Origin of the sequence: Paractinoplanes ovalisporus, from assembly GCF_016834655.1 — a bacterium.
Taxonomy (GTDB): Bacteria; Actinomycetota; Actinomycetes; order Mycobacteriales; family Micromonosporaceae; genus Actinoplanes; species Actinoplanes ovalisporus.
In genome coordinates this window covers 141,276-155,106 of sequence record NZ_JAENHP010000015.1, presented here as the reverse complement: position 1 = coordinate 155,106, position 13,831 = coordinate 141,276, and the positions used below count along the sequence as shown (strand labels likewise).

Genomic DNA, 13,831 nt, shown 5'->3' with positions numbered 1-13,831 from the left:
GCGCTCACACTTTCGATCATCGTTCGTGACGTCGGCAACGGGGGAGACACAGATGGCGGTTGTTGTCAGCATTGACGGTCTGGTCGACGAGTTCGTCTCGACCACACGCCGCCACGGGGTGGAGGTCGAGCGGTGTGCCGTCGAGGACGAGGTGCGCGAGCGACTGGCCGACATCGCGGAACGGCTGGGCGTCAGCGTCGACGCTGTGCTCCGCGACTACGTACGCGGTGACTGGGGAAGCCAGATGGCGCTGGCGGTGCTGGCCCAGATCCGTGACGAGAGGTTGCTCTAGGGTTTCCGGGCCAGGCCGCCGAACTGGTAGACGTCGGTGTCGGCGGCCGGGTCGCCCGGTTCGGGGCGCCAGCGGGTGCAGGTGACCACGCCCGGTTCGAGCAGGTCGAGGCCGTCGAACCAGCGCAGCATCTGAGCCTTGTAGCGCAACGTGATCGGGGGTGTGGCGGTGGCGTTCCACTGTTTCGCGGCCGCCGCCGACTCCTCGGGTTTCACCTCGAGCGTCGGGTGCGCGACGGCCAGATAGCTGCCGGCGGGCACGGCGGCCATCAGGCGGGAGACGATTCCGTACGCCTCCTGGTCGTCGGAGATGAAGTTGAGAACCCCGAGCAGCAGCACCGCGACCGGCTGGTCGAAGTCGAGCGTGCGCCGCGCCTCGGTGAGGATCGTGGTGGTGTCGCGCGCGTCGGCGTCGATGTAGTCGGTGACGCCCTCGGGGCTGCCCTGCAGCAGGGCCCGCGCGTGCGCCAGCACCAGCGGGTCGTTGTCGGCGTACACGACCCGGGTCGCCGGCGCGATGGACTGCGCGACCTCGTGGGTGTTGTCGGCGGTGGGCAGGCCCGAGCCGATGTCGAGGAACTGCCGGATGCCGGCGTCGGCGGTCAGATGCCGCACGGCGCGTTGGAGGAACGCCCGATCGGCCCGCGCGGAGGCGACGATGTCGGGCAGGAACTGACGCACCTGGTCGCCCACGGCCCGATCAGCGGCGAAGTTGTCCTTGCCGCCGAGCCAGTAGTTCCAGATCCGAGCGGTGTGCGGCACATCGGCGTTCATCGACCACCCTCCTCAATGGATCGACCATAGATCACGACCACTACGGTCGTCACTGACCGCCGACCCGGAGGATCTCGCTCAGGCGGCGGCGCCGGCGGACGGCCGACTCGGCCGCCACGACCGTGACCACGGTGACGGCCAGCGCGACCACGGTGACCGCCTCGATCGTCCACCACGGCGTCACCGTGGCGGGGTCGACGGCCTGGCCGGTCAGCCGCCGCAGCGCCAGCGGGCCCAGCGTGAGCCAGCCGAGCAGGGCGCCCAGCGCCGGGCCGCACAACGCCGCCAGCACCGCGGCCGGCAGCAGCTCGCCCACGGCCACGCGGCGGGTGTCGCGCCGGCGCAGGCCCAGGGTTCGCAAGCGGGCCAGGGTTTCCCAGCGCTGCGGGGCGCTGGCCGTGGCGGCCAGCGCGAAACCCAGCAGGCCCAGGACGAGCAGGATCGCGGCGGCCACCAGGCTGAGCCGCAGCAGGCCGGAGCTCAAGGGGGCCTCCCGGCGTTCGGCCAGCAGGTCGGTGCGGGCGGTGACCTGGGCCCCGGACGACCTGGCGGCCTGCGCGGCGCCGGGGCCGGTGGCCCAGACGGTGTTGGGCTCGAAGACCATGCCCGCGGCGGTGGCGGCCGCGGCGTCGACCACCACGACGTCGTCGCCGGCGCCCAGGGCGGGAGCGGCGCCGGCCGCGGTCATGTTGATCGCCTTGTAGGCCGGGCGGGGCAGGCGGAACGCCATGCCGGGGGTGAGGCTTCCATCCCCCGTACGAACCAGGGCCGGAACCAGGTCCCCGGAGCCCGAAGGGATCGGAGGCAGGCCCGGCAGCGGAGTGTCGGCCAGCAGCGCCCGGAAGGCCGCCGTGTCGACGACGATCAGGCGGGCCGTGACCGTGGTGTCGTCGCCGATGAAGCGGGCGTTCTCGGTCACCTGAGCCGCGACCGCATGCCGCACACCGGGGGCGGCCGCGATCTTCTTCGCCACCTCGGGCGTGGAGCTCGCGGCCTCCGAGCTCACGTTCAGGCGTACGTCCGCTCCGGTCGTCTGCCAGGCGCCCTCGGCCAGGCCCTGCTGCGTGGTGGCATAGAGGGTGGTCGCGAAGGATCCGAGGGCGATCGCGGTGGTCAGGGCGAGCACGGGCAGCACCCGCGAGGCCGTGGCAGCCGCGCGGGCTGCTCCGAACAGGGCCAGCGGCGAACGGGAGCGCAGGGCGAGCCGCAGCACGAGCCGGGTGCCGGGCGGCAGCAGACGCGCGAGCATCAGCGCGACGGCCACGGCGCACAGGGCGGGGGCGGCGGCGGGCAGGTCGGCCTCGACACCGCGCTGGTTCAACGCGACGAGCGCGGCCAGGGCCAGCGCGACCACGGCCGCGTCGAGGGCGAAGCGCCGGATCACCTCGGTGCGGCGGGCCCACCGGCGGGCGCTGCGGTTCGCGGGCGTACGGCGGTCACGGGTGGCCCGGGCCGCCGCCAGCGTGCCGAAGACGGGCCCGGCGCAGAGCGCGACCAGCACGAACGGCACCGCCCAGGTCAGCGCGGCGCTGCCCACCAGCAGCACGGTCAGCCCCAGCCCGAGCAGGGCGGCCGGCACGGTGACCGCGAGCGATTCGACGACCAGCTCGGCGGCGAGCGCGGGCAGCGAGGCGCCACGCTGCCGGGCGGTGGTCAGGGCGGCCGCGCGGCGGCGGGTCAGCAGCTCGGCGGCCAGCGCGACCACGAGCAGGGCGACCGCCAGCACCCCGATGAGCAGCACGGACGCCTGGGCGGTGGCGGTGGCGATCTGGTCGCGCAGGTCGCGCAGCACGCTGTCGAGCTGGGTGGCCCACTTCAGCGACGTGTCGCGGGCGGCCGAGACCGCCGATCCCGCCTTCAGCGTGGCCACCTCGGCCGCCAGGGCCTGCGCGGACTGCCAGGTCAGGGTTTCCGGGTCGGCGTCGAAGCGGACCGCACGGCGCAGCTGGTCGGAGCGGAAGGCCAGGCGGGCGTCGGGCAGCGACTCCGGCGAGAGCAGGCCGCCGAACCGGGTGCTGCCGAAACCGTCGCGGTTGGCGGCCGGGTTCAGCACCCACGGCGCGAGCCGCCAGGCCGGATCGCCGGCGTCGACCGGCCGGAAGACTCCGCTGACCCGCACGTCGTACGGGTTGCGGCGCTCGTCCTGCACCGGGATCCGGTCGCCCGGACCCACGCCGAGGGCGGCCGCCTCCGGCTCGGACAGCCCGACCTGCACCGGCCAGGGGCGGCCGTTGAGCGGGACCTCGAGGAACTCGTCGTCGGTCGCGGCCTGCGGCTCCCGGCCCGCGACCCAGGTGACGGCGGGCGTGCCCTTGGTGGTGAGCAGATATTCGAGCTGGAGCCGGCGCTGGACACTGCCGTCGGTGACCATCAGCGAGATGCTGGAGACCGTGGAGACCGGTGGCAGCAGGGCGGAACGCAGCCCGGGGTCGAGGTCGCCCTCGGCCAGGGAGCCGAGAGCGGCCACGTCCTCCGCGAGCTTCGGGGCGCGCATCCGGCCGCCGGTGGGTCCGTAGTCGTCCGGCCAGTCGGCCTCGACCCGTACGGCGGCGTCGTCCGAAGCGTTGCGCACCGCCTCCCGGGTGGCGTCGTCCGATGTGGATCGGACCAGCGGCGGGGTGGCGCCGGCCAGCAGGACCACGGCGCTGACGACCAGGGCGACCAGCATCAGCGGCCCGGCGTCGGCCCGGGCGCGGCCGCGGATGCTCGGCCAGTGCAACGGCAGCCTCATGACGCCACCCGCAGATGGGCGGCGTCGGCCCGGCTCGCCTGCACGAAGACCGCGGCCCCGACGGCCAGCGCGCAGGCGCCGACCAGCACGGCCAACAGGATCGCCTCGGCGCCCCAGGGCCAGTGCGCGACCGCGGCCGGAACGGCGGCGGCGCCGGTGTCGGAGCGGATCAGCAGCGGCGCGACCAGATACGAGGCGAGCGCGCCGACCCCGGTCCCGGCCGCGAGCAGCGGCAGCACCACGAGGGCGTGCTCACCGATCAGCGCGGCCCGGATGCCGTTGCGGGACACCCCGATCCCGCGCAGCCGGGCCACCTCCACCGCCCGCGCCTGCACGTCGCAGACCACGTGCAGCAGCACTCCGCCGAGCAGCAGCACGACCGCGGCCACCACCAGCACGCGCAGAACCGCCGGATAGGAGGCGCGCAACGGGCTGCCGGTCAGACGGTCGGTTTCCCCCGTACGCGTCGACACCGCCCCCAGACGCAGCGCACCGGCCCGCTCGGCGGCGTCGGCGCGCGCCGGATCCCCGACCCACCAGTCGGTCACGGGCGAGTTCACGTTCCCGCGTACGGCCATGACCCGCGTCAACGAGTCCACGTCGGCCAGCACGGCGGCGGCCCCGGGGGCGGACGGCACCTGGGGCACGATGTCGCTCACGACGGCGTCCACGGCGGTCTGGTCGACGGCGAAGGTGAGCTCGGAACCCCGGTGGGCGCCCACGGTCGCGGCGAACCGGGACGAGACGACAACCGGGATCGGCCCCGGGTCGGGGAAGGCCGTGGCGACCAGCACGCGGCTGGCGGGCGTGGGGTCGGCGAAGCTCACGGCGGCGCTGAGCCGAAGCCGTACACCGTCGAAACTGACCTTCTCGCCGTTGAGCTGACTGGTCTCGGTGGAGGCGGGCCGCACCGACCACGCGGGTCCGGCCGGGCCGCTGTCCGTTCCGGCGGCCGGCAGGGTCAGGGTCGCGTCGACGGCGGCCACGTGCTGAACTCCCGTCTCGCCGAGGATCGGCAGCGCGACCCCGACCAGCCGCAGCCCGGCGATCGGCGCGCACCCGGCGATCGGGTGCCGGCGGCCGTCCAGCGGCAGCGGGTCGGGGGTGCAGGCCGTCCGCAGCCCGGTGGCGTCCTCCAGGATCAGCTGCGGCGAGACCGTGACCGGCTTGCTCCCGGTGACCGTTCCGGTCAGCGTCAGCGATCCGTTGCGGGGCAACGCGACCCCGGTCACCGGCGCCGAGGGCCGCAGCGGACCGGTCACCTCGGCCCAGTCCCGGTCGTCGTCGATGCGGCCGCGCAGCAGGGCGTCGGCGTGGCGGGTGTCGACGGCGACCAGGCGGGGCACCGAATCGGGGCCGCCGAGCCACTGGCCGACCACGATGTTCTGCCGGGCGACCGGCCCGACCGTGCCGCCGGTGGCCTCGCGCACCACCGCGCTCTGCCCGGTCACCGGCACCGCGGCCAGCGAGACGGCCAGGTCGGTGCCCACGGACAGGTCGGCCTGGTCGCGCTGGGAGGTCTGCCAGGTCGAGCCGAACGCCGTCCCGAACGTGGCGGCGGCACAGCCCAGGCAGATCAGCAGTCCGGCGGCCAGGGCCTGCGGGCGCCGGGCGGCCCCCGAGGCGGCGAGCGCCGGCGTGAACCCGCGCGCCCGCCCGGCCAGCCGCTCGGCGAGACGCAACAGGGGCGGCAGGATGCGCAACGCCACCGCGGCTCCGGCGGCCAGGATGAGCGCGGGCGCGAGAACCCGTACGGCGTCGGCCCGATAGCCGCCCGCGGCGGGCTGGGACCGCAGTTGCCACCAGCCGACCGCGGCCAGGCCCAGCAGCAGCACGTCGAGACCGGAGCGGGCGAGCAGTTCGCGCTGGGAACGGCGGTCCCCGCTGCCGGTCGCGGGCCGGGTCGCCAGCAGCATGTGCAGCCCGGCCAGGCCCACCGCGCCGCAGACGACCACGAGCAGCTGAGCCGCGGTCACGGTCACGCCCGCGGTGAGCCCGGCGCCGGCCAGCGGAGGCAGGTGGGTCAGGGCCGAGTAGAGCAGCGACGATCCGGGCACGGCCAGGGCGACGGCGAGCACGGCGATGCCACCCGCTTCGGCCGCCGCCACCGCGGTGAACTGCCGGCGGCTGATGCCGATCGCGGCGAGAAGGTCCGATTCCCCCGTACGCACCCCGGTCGTCAGCCGCACCGCCAGCGCGAGCGCGATCACCGTCAGGAGCAGCCCGATCACCGCCAGCGCCAGAACCGCCCCCGAGGTGAGCTGCTGCTGGTTGCGGGCATTGATCAGCACCTGGGGCAGCGGCGACGAGACCCGCTCGATCTCGATGCGGTCGCCGAGCGTGCCGCCCAGCCGGCGGTCGGCCCGCAGCAGCGAGGCGGTCAGCTCGTCCAGGCCACGGCTGGTCGGCGCGGACAGGTCGGGCCGGGCCGAGACCTCGAGCCGGCTCAGCGCGGACCCGCCGGCGAACAGCTCGTCGAGGTCGACCAGGAACGGTCCGTACGCGTGGATCTGCCGCGCCGACGTGCTCTCGGCCGGGTCGGGGTCGTAGCCGGCGCCGCCCAGCGGATCGCGGTCCCAGCCGGCGTCCTGCAACGGGCGGACGACCGCCGCGACGACGACGGTCACCGGGGGTCTCGGGTCGCGGCCCAGCTCGGCCCCGAGCCGTACGGGATCACCGACTTTCAGCCCGAGGAGGCGGGCGGTGCTCTGCAGGACGGCGGCCTCTCGCGGTTTCTGAGGCCACCGCCCCGACACCAGGGCGGCCCGGGCCGGCAGGTCCTCGATGCCGGCCAGATATCCGCCGCCCTTGACGCCCGACCCGGCGTCGTCGGCCACCGGCAGCAGCCGCATCGCCGACGAGGCGCGGGTGACGGTCGTCGCGGTGAACGGCGCGACCGACGAGGTGAGCACACTCCTGGTGTCGTCGGCGACCGACCGCGCGTCGGCCGCGCCCACCCCCGACACGTACGCGGTGACCGTGACGTCGTCCGGATCGGCCCGGGTCGCCGACACCTCCACCGCCCGCTGCGAGGTCTGCGTGATCAGCAGCGCGCTCGTGCCGAGCAGGGTCGTGCCGATCACCAGGACCACCAGCAGCGAGCTCAGCAACGGCCACTGGGCGCGGGCCCGCCGGGCGGCCAGGATCAGCACGTGACCTCGCCGTCGGCGATCCGGATGACCCGGTCGGCCAGTGCCATCATCACGGGGTCGTGGGTGGCGACGACCGCGGTGACGCCCTCGGACTCGACCACACCGCGCAGCAGCGCCATCACGGCCAGACCGGTCTCGGCGTCGAGCTGGCCGGTGGGCTCGTCGGCGATGAGCAGCCGGGGCGAGGCGGCCAGGGCCCGGGCGATCGCCACCCGCTGCTGCTGGCCGCCGGAGAGCTCACCCGGGCGCTGCTGGGCGTGGTCGGCCAGCCCGACCAGATCGAGCAGCAGGGCCACCCGCTTCTCCCGCTCGGCCGGGTCGGACTTGGCCAGGCGCAGCGGCACCCCGACGTTCTCGGCCGCCGAGAGCACCGGGATCAGGCCGAACGTCTGGAAGACGTACGAGACCCGTTCGCGGCGCAGGCGGGACAGGCCGTCCTCGTCGAGGCCGGTGACGTCGAGCCCGTCGACCACCACCGTGCCGGCGTCGGGGCGGTCGAGCCCGCCGATCACGTTGAGCAGCGTCGTCTTGCCCGAGCCGGACCGGCCGACCAGCGCCACCATGGTTCCGGGCTCGACCTCGAACGACACGTCGTTCAGGGCGTGTACGGCGGACGGGCCGGTGCCGAAGGTGCGGTGGACACCCTGGACGCTCAGCAGGGCGCCGGTCACGCGTCGGGCCGGATCGTGATGTGGTCGGGCTCCAGCGCCAGCCGGACCCGTCTGGTCAGCGCGAGCGCCTCGCGGTAGTCGCGTGGCACCTGGATGCGCCCGGCCCGGTCCATCACGGCGTACTCCTCGGCGATCACATGGGTGCCGCCGTCCTCGGCGGTCGCGGTGCGGCGCAGCACCTCGCTGCTGGTACGCCCGTCGCGGATGGCCACGGTGCGTTCGACCTGCCCGCTGACGGCCGGGTCGTGGGTGACCACGACGACGGTGACGCCGAGGTCGCGGTTGACGTCGCGCAGCGCGGCGAACACCTCGGCCGAGGTGGCGGTGTCCAGTTCCCCGGTCGGCTCGTCGGCCAGCAGCACGTGCGGCCGGTTGGCCAGCGCGACGGCGATCGCGACCCGCATCTGCTGCCCGCCGGAGAGCTGCGCGGGCCGCCGGTCGGCGAAGCTGCCCACACCGAGCGCCTCCAGCAGCTCACCGCTGCGCTGACGGCGCTCGGCGGTCGACACCCCGGACGCGGTCATCGGCAGGTCGACCATCTGCCGGGCGTTCAGATAGGGGATGAGGTTGCTGGCGGTCTGCTGCCGCACGAACCCGACGGTCTGCCGGCGGTAGCGCACCCGGTCCCGCCGCGACATCGACAGCAGGTTCCACCGGTCGACCCGGGCCCGGCCCGCGGTCGGGGCGTCGATGCCGGCCAGGATCGACAGCAGCGTCGACTTGCCCGACCCGGAGGCGCCGACGACGGCCACCATCTCGCCCCGCTCGACGACCAGGTCGAGGCCCTGCAGCGCCTGCACCTCGACCGGCCCGGACTGGTAGATCCGGACGAGGCTCTCGCACTCGATCAGAGCACCGTCGGCCGACATCGCTTACCTCCGCATTTCAAGATCCTTGTTATACCCGATAGGCGCCCGACAGGATGTCCTCGACCAGCGTCGGGCCGGTCGGGGTCCACTGCAGCAGTTCCCGCGTACGGGCCGAGGAGCCGATCAGGTCCTGGCCGAAGAACCCGCCGACGACGCCGAAGTGCTCGTCCGCCTCGTCGGCACCGACCGCGCGCACCGGCAGGCCGAGGAAGGTGCCCAGCGCCTCGGCGATCTCCCGGGTGGCCACGGACTCCTCGGCCACGGCGTGCATGCGGGTGCCGGCGGGCGCTTTCTCGAGGCCGAGCCGGATGAGGCGGGCGGCGTCGGACCGGTGGACGGCCGACCAGCGGTTGGTCCCGTCGCCGATGTAGGCCGAGAAGCCCTGCTTGCGGGCGGCGGCGGCCAGCCAGTTGACGAAGCCCCAGTCGCCGGCGCCGTGCACGCTGGGCGCGAACCGGACGGCGATGCCGCGCACTTTGCTTTCGAGGACCAGGTTCTCGCTGCCGCCGCGGTCCGAGCCGGGGCCGACCGCCGGGGAGGGGTCGTCTTCCCTCACTGCCCGGCCCTCTGTGATGCCGGACAAGCCGTTGGCGACCACGAACGGGCGATGGGTTCCCTCGATGGCGGCCAGCATCGTCTCGACGGCGGCGCGTTCGGCGCGGTCGCTCTCGTCCGGATTGGCCCAGTCGTGCTTGTTGGCCAGGTGGACGACGGCGTCGGACCGGCTCGCGCCCGCACGCAGCGAGCCGAGGTCGTCCAGGTCGCCGCGCAGGGCGGTGGCGCCCTTGGCCGCGAGCGTTTCGGCGGACTTGTCCGAACGGGCCAGGCCGATCACCTCGTGGCCGGTGGCGAGCAGTTCGTCGACGGTCGCCGAGCCGATCCAGCCGGTGGCTCCGGTGACAAAAACACGCATGTGCGTGCCTCCTTCATGAGTTCCGAGTCATCGTGCCTCGAAACTGTATACCAAAACGGTGCACGGTGTCTCGTTATTAATGTCACCCCTTCGGTAGAGCCCGGGTGTTGGCAAGATGCGCGTTTGTGTCGCGCTCAGGCGTGCATGTGGTGCGCGTGTGTCGCGCTTAGGCGTGCATGTGGTGCGCGTCTGTCGCGCTCAGGCGTGCATGTGGTGCGTGTTTGTGTCGCGCTCAGGGTGGACGTGGTGCGTGTTTGTGTCGCGCTCAGGCGTGCATGTGGTGCGTGTTTGTGTCGCGCTCAGGCGTGCATGTGGTGCGCGTTTGTGTCGCGCTCAGGCGTGCACGTGATGCACGTTTGTGTCGCGCCCGGGGGCACGTGGTGCGCGTCTTCTGTCACTTGGAGGCGTGCGCGTGGTGCGCGGTTCCTGTCACGCCCAGGCGTGGACGAGGTGCGCGGCGAGCGCGTCCGTCTTCAATCGGCGGCCGGAGAGGGCGGCCAGGACGAGCGGGCCGCACAGTTCGGCCACGGCCATCTCGTCGTCCAAGGGGACCATGGCCAGCTGCGTACGCAAGCTGTCCAGAACGACCCGGGCCGGTGCGGCCAGCAGATCCTCTTGCGCCATCAGGTCCCGTACGGCGGGATCGTGCTGAGCCTCCCCGAGCAGCGCCCGATAGGCGGCTCCGGCGGGGGAGTCGGTGAGGAAGCGAGACAGCGCGTCCAGAAAGTCCGTGACCGTCCGGGCCGGCTCGGTGCTCGGGGTGACCGCCAGTTCGCCCCGGGCGTCGGCCGCGCACGCCTCGATGAGGATGTGCGCCTTGGTCGGCCACCAGCGGTAGACGGTCTGACGGCCGACGCCCGCCCGCTCGGCAATGCCCTTCATGGTCATCGCCGCGTAGCCCACCTCGAGCAGCAGATCGTCGACGGCGTGCAGCACCGCCAGGCGCGCGTCCTCGCTGCGCGGCCGGCCCGGTGCGCGTTCGATCACGACCGGGCCCCGCCGTTCCTCAGGCACTCCCGCACGATCGAGCTCCCGCCGTTGTCCGCGCCCTGTGGCGTCGGTGTGCGTGCGTGGTTGTCCGCGCGTTCTTGCGCGTTTGGGTTGCCGGTGTTGTTCGGGCGTTGTGTCGTCGGTGTGCGTGTGTGGTTGGCGGCGCGTTTTTGCGCGTTCGGGTTGGCGCTGTTGTCCGCGCGTTGTGGCGCTGGTGTGCGCGGGCCGTTGTCCGGGCGCTTCTGCGCGATCGAGCTTCCGCCGTATCTCACGAGCGGGCCCCGCCGGCGAGGAGGCGGATCAGGATCTGCAGGCCGGTGCCGATCTCGGGCCAGCCGGTCTTGGGCAGGATGCGTCCGCTGGCCTCGGCGTCGATCAGGCCGTGGGCGGTGGCGAACAGGAGGATGGCGAGCTCGTTGCCGTCCGTGGCGGGTAGCAGGCCGGTCGCCTGACCGTCCGCGACGATGGCGCCGAACTCGCCCAGCGCCTCATCCGCGGTCCGGGCCAGCGACTCGCCCAGCCCGGCGATGTCGGGGCGGTTGAAGAGCAGTCGATAGCGCGCCGGATGGTCGCGGCTGAAACGGACCGCGACGTCGAGCGCGTCGAGCAGGCGTTGCTCGGGTTCGCGGTCCGAGGCGCGGACCTTCCGCCATTCGTCGGCCAGGGCGTGGAAGTCGGCGTTCGCTACGGCCGCGAGCAGCTCGTCACGACTGGCGAAATGCTTGTAGGGCGCGTTGTGGGAGACGCCGACCGCGGACCCGACCGCGCGCAGGGTGACGGCGGCGTCCCCGCCGGCGTCGAGCAGGTCGGCCGCGGCGGCGATCAGTCGCTCGGCGGTGTTCATCGAAGCTGTGCGGGTTCCTCGTCCGGTCGCAGGTGTACGAGCCGCTTGGAATCGTCCCACAGCTTCGCCGCGCGCTGTTCGTCGTAGGAGACGCGGGCCGACCGTACGGCCGAAAGGTTGTTCTCCTGGGCCTGGAAATACTTGCCGGTGACGCCGGCGTAGTCGGGCCCGGCGGCCAGCGCGGCCAGGGAGGCGCCCGAGAACGCGGTGTCGGAGGTGGTGACGCCGATCCGCCGCGACACCCACTTCATCGCGGCGCTGGTCGCGAGCCTCCGGGCCGGCCCCGGCAACCCGCGCAGAAGCCCGGTCTCGGGCACGGACCCCGGGTCGTACGCGATCGAGGAGACCTTGCTGCCGTGACGACGCAGACGGCGGTCCATCTCGTACGCATACATGACCGTGCACAGTTTCGAGGTGGAGTACCGCTTCCCGGCCGACAGCGTCGCGGCCCTGGACAGGGCGACAGCATCCGGCTCGACGGCCTTGCCCACCAGCCGCCCGTCCATCGAGTCCGGATCGTGGGTCCCGCTGGCGGTCCAGACCACGCGGCCGTGGTCGCTCAGGCGGGGCAGCAGCAGCTCGACCAGCAGAAAATGCCCGAGACAGTTGGTCGCGAAGGTCGTCTCGTACCCGTCCGCGCTGAACGTGACATCCCCGTCGAACCGGCCGCCCGCGTTCAGGAGAACCGCGTCCAGCTTCCGGTCGACCTGCCCGGCCGCGGACCGCACCGACGCCAGCGACGACGTGTCCACAGCCAGGGTCGTGGCGCTCACCCCGTGACCAGCGCGCAGCTCGTCGGCGACCGCCCGCATCCGGTCGGGGCTGCGCCCGGCCAGAACCAGGTCGACCTTCTCGGCGGCCAGCGCCCGAACCGCGGCCAGCCCGATGCCCGAGTGCCCGCCCGTAATCAAGATCGTCGTCATGCCGCTTCCTCCGGTCCAGGTTGACGCTGTCAACCTACGCGTCCAGGTTGACAGCGTCAACCTCGCTCGGGTGATCGTCGCTGAAATCCGACATCGATCGGCGCTCGGAAACGGGTTCTCATGGAGGTCATGAGGCCGGGTCGATTCGCGCTCGTCATCGCCTGTGATGAATACGAGAACGCCTCGCTGCAGCGTCTGAGCGCGCCGGGTGCGGACGCCCGCGCGCTCGCGGCGGCCCTGGGTGACCCGTCCATCGGGGCCTTCACCGTCGACACGGTCGTGAATGCTCCGCACGGCCGGGTGACGCGCCGCGTGAACGAATTTCTGAGCGACCGGAAACCGGCCGACCTCGTGCTGATCCATTTCAGCTGTCACGGGCTCAAGGACAACAGTGGCGAGCTCTACCTGGCCGCCGCCGACACCGATCCGCGACTGCTGCCGGCCACCGCGCTCTCGTCCACGGTGCTGTCCGGGTTGGTCGCCGACTGCCGGGCCCGGAGCCTGGTCCTGCTGCTCGACTGCTGCTTCGGCGGCGCCTTCGAGCGGGGCTTCCTGCGACGCGGCGGCGCGGCGGTGGACGTACGGGACCGGTTCGACTTCGCCGGGGCGGGCCGTGGGCGCGTGGTCATCACGGCGTCGACCGCTCTGCAGTACGCGTTCGAGGGTCCCGACCTCAGCGGTACGGGCGCGCCGGGCACGTCGGTCTTCACCGGCGCGCTCACCGAGGGCGTCGTGACCGGGGCAGCCGACGCCGACGGGGACGGTTACGTGGCGCTGGGCGAACTCTTCGACTTCGTCGACGAGCGGGTGCGCGAACGCAACCCGAACCAGACGCCGAGCAAGTGGGAGTTCGGAGTGCAGGGCAAGCTGCTGATAGCCCGTACCGCCGCCGGTCCGACCGAGCCCGCCGCGACCGCCGGCATGCCTCCCGACGCCGGCACCACGATCCCCGTGCCTGGCGATCCTGCCGCCGGGGCCGGGGTGGGTGGGCCTGCCGCCGAGGACGCCGTCCCCGGCCGAGGACGCAGCCCGAAGACGATTGCCGTCGCGGCCGGCGTCGTGCTCGCGGCGACGGCGACGGTGATCGGAATCTGGCGGCCTTGGATGGGGGACAGTGAGGCGAACGGTTCGGCGCCGCCCGGTGGTGCGAGCAGCTCGAGCCCGACCTCGGCGGCCGCGAGTCCCGAAGCGAGCGCCGCACCGGACAAGCTGCCCGCGGCCGCCGCCAACTGCTCGGAGAAGAACCGGCTCCCGCTCATCGCCGCCGACCACGATCCCGTGACCGCCCCGGCGGTCTACTTCAGCGTGTGCATGGACGAGGTGGAGGGTAAGCGCCGGGGCGTGGCCAAGGTCGACTCCACCGTGCCCGGCCTGCGCGACGCCTCGGTGGACTGGCAGGTGACACTGCACAACTGCCGGGACGCGAAGGACGCACGGCGCCAACCACCCGGCGGTCAGGGCGAGTTCGAGCGGTGGGAGTTCGACATCGGCCAAGCGGGGTCCATGGCCACCGCGCTGTTCCCCCTCGAAGGCCCATGGCGGACTCAGGCCATCGCCGACAAGTTCCAGGTCACCGACGCCGCCGGAACAAAGTGGAGCCTGCCCGAGGACCCGCAAGGCAGCCATCGCCCGTTTGTCGGCTACACGCCCGCCGAGTGCAAGTAGCGACAACC

11 protein-coding genes are annotated in these 13,831 nt (G+C 73.2%); 2 read left to right on the top strand and 9 right to left on the bottom strand.

Translation table 11 applies throughout. The features are described 5' to 3' along the window. The first annotated feature begins 52 nt into the window (after nucleotides 1–52). Complete coding sequence (locus tag JIG36_RS34365) at nucleotides 53–292, top strand: hypothetical protein (RefSeq protein ID WP_203380581.1); 240 nt, start codon at nucleotides 53–55, stop codon at nucleotides 290–292. Here the strand turns inward: JIG36_RS34365 and JIG36_RS34360 are convergent. From JIG36_RS34360 to JIG36_RS34320, 9 genes are all read right to left on the bottom strand, one after another. Continuing rightward, nucleotides 289–1,065 (bottom strand): SAM-dependent methyltransferase, encoded by a 777-nt coding sequence (locus tag JIG36_RS34360; RefSeq protein WP_203380580.1) that lies wholly within the window; start codon nucleotides 1,063–1,065, stop codon nucleotides 289–291. The two genes, JIG36_RS34365 and JIG36_RS34360, sit on opposite strands and share 4 nt — an antisense overlap. A gap of 49 nt (nucleotides 1,066–1,114) precedes the next feature. Continuing rightward, nucleotides 1,115–3,796: an FtsX-like permease family protein gene (locus JIG36_RS34355; RefSeq protein WP_203380579.1), complete on the bottom strand. Its 2,682-nt coding sequence runs from the start codon at nucleotides 3,794–3,796 to the stop codon at nucleotides 1,115–1,117. Then, nucleotides 3,793–6,948, bottom strand: coding sequence for an FtsX-like permease family protein (locus JIG36_RS34350; protein WP_203380578.1), 3,156 nt, complete (start codon nucleotides 6,946–6,948; stop codon nucleotides 3,793–3,795). Before JIG36_RS34350 ends, JIG36_RS34355 begins: the two co-directional genes overlap by 4 nt. After that, nucleotides 6,942–7,619: an ABC transporter ATP-binding protein gene (locus tag JIG36_RS34345; protein WP_203380577.1), complete on the bottom strand. Its 678-nt coding sequence runs from the start codon at nucleotides 7,617–7,619 to the stop codon at nucleotides 6,942–6,944. The genes JIG36_RS34350 and JIG36_RS34345 overlap by 7 nt, the downstream gene beginning before the upstream one ends. Next, nucleotides 7,616–8,488, bottom strand: a complete 873-nt coding sequence (locus JIG36_RS34340) for an ABC transporter ATP-binding protein (protein WP_203380576.1) — start codon at nucleotides 8,486–8,488, stop codon at nucleotides 7,616–7,618. The genes JIG36_RS34345 and JIG36_RS34340 overlap by 4 nt, the downstream gene beginning before the upstream one ends. 28 nt (nucleotides 8,489–8,516) lie before the next feature. Continuing rightward, nucleotides 8,517–9,401, bottom strand: a complete 885-nt coding sequence (locus JIG36_RS34335; RefSeq protein ID WP_203380575.1) for an SDR family oxidoreductase — start codon at nucleotides 9,399–9,401, stop codon at nucleotides 8,517–8,519. Between the two features lie 429 nt (nucleotides 9,402–9,830). After that, nucleotides 9,831–10,415, bottom strand: coding sequence for a TetR/AcrR family transcriptional regulator (locus JIG36_RS34330; RefSeq protein WP_307873025.1), 585 nt, complete (start codon nucleotides 10,413–10,415; stop codon nucleotides 9,831–9,833). A gap of 244 nt (nucleotides 10,416–10,659) precedes the next feature. Beyond that, a complete protein-coding gene (locus tag JIG36_RS34325) occupies nucleotides 10,660–11,235 on the bottom strand; it encodes a TetR/AcrR family transcriptional regulator (protein ID WP_203380574.1) in 576 nt (191 codons plus the stop codon). Next, a complete protein-coding gene (locus tag JIG36_RS34320; protein ID WP_203380573.1) occupies nucleotides 11,232–12,158 on the bottom strand; it encodes an SDR family NAD(P)-dependent oxidoreductase in 927 nt (308 codons plus the stop codon). The genes JIG36_RS34325 and JIG36_RS34320 overlap by 4 nt, the downstream gene beginning before the upstream one ends. 129 nt (nucleotides 12,159–12,287) lie before the next feature. On the opposite strand from JIG36_RS34320, the gene JIG36_RS34315 reads away from it, so the two are divergent. After that, the gene (locus tag JIG36_RS34315) at nucleotides 12,288–13,823 is read left to right on the top strand and encodes a caspase family protein (RefSeq protein ID WP_203380572.1); all 1,536 of its coding nucleotides are present in this window, start codon (nucleotides 12,288–12,290) and stop codon (nucleotides 13,821–13,823) included. Nucleotides 13,824–13,831 lie beyond the last annotated feature (8 nt).